We start from the raw sequence: 393 nt of genomic DNA, 5'->3' as shown, positions 1-393 counted from the left end.
TCAAAGCTTGTTTGCTAGCTCCCCGCAGCTTATCGCAAGCTACTACGTCCTTCATCGCCTGTAATCGCCAAGGCATCCACCATGTGCACTTATTCACTTGTCCCTATAACCTTGACGGCTATAGTTCTAAGCATTTACTACTTTGTGATGATGAGTTTTACTACCCAGGCGTGTATCTGTCGACACACACCTAATAAAACTTTACTTCTTCCAGATTGTTAAAGAACGATACAGCAGATAAGTGTGAGCACTTGGCATGTCCCGAAGAACCTGCAAACTCTAGAAAGGAGGTGATCCAGCCGCACCTTCCGATACGGCTACCTTGTTACGACTTCACCCCAGTCACGAATCCTACCGTGGTAAGCGCCCTCCTTGCGGTTAAGCTACCTACTT

Annotated in this window: 2 rRNA genes; both read right to left on the bottom strand. The window is 47.1% G+C overall.

What is annotated here, in order from left to right:
* Positions 1–103 (bottom strand): 23S ribosomal RNA (locus GTP69_RS30905); the annotation flags it as partial.
* A gap of 180 nt (positions 104–283) precedes the next feature.
* Positions 284–393: ribosomal RNA gene (locus tag GTP69_RS30900) — 16S ribosomal RNA — on the bottom strand; the annotation flags it as partial.

It is taken from the genome of Duganella levis (genome assembly GCF_009857605.1).
Taxonomy (GTDB): Bacteria; Pseudomonadota; Gammaproteobacteria; order Burkholderiales; family Burkholderiaceae_D; genus Rugamonas; species Rugamonas levis.
This window is presented reverse-complemented; position numbering and strand designations above follow the sequence as displayed.